Annotated in this window: 1 protein-coding gene; it reads right to left on the reverse strand. The window is 28.6% G+C overall.

The window, feature by feature from the left end; all coding sequences use genetic code 11:
- Nucleotides 1-238, reverse strand: a 238-nt coding sequence (locus tag V6256_RS15425; RefSeq protein ID WP_481133291.1) for a hypothetical protein, incomplete at both ends; no start/stop codon positions are given.

Raw genomic sequence — 238 nt, forward strand, 5'->3', positions numbered from 1 at the left:
CAAATGCCGTCATTACTTCATTGATTTTTGTAGACTCTAAGTCTAAGTTAGCACTTATTTTCAAAAATTTAACACCATCAGGTAAGAAGCCTTTAACTTTCTCTGTACTACAATAAACATAAATTACATCTATATGTTCAGCTTTCAGCAGAGAATTTAAAATATAAGAAATAAAAGGTTTTCCATTATCAAACTCTTTAGTATAATTACCTGGCAAACGCTCATTGATCATTTTTAT

The organism is Psychromonas aquatilis (assembly GCF_038155185.1).
Classification (GTDB): Bacteria; Pseudomonadota; Gammaproteobacteria; order Enterobacterales; family Psychromonadaceae; genus Psychromonas; species Psychromonas aquatilis.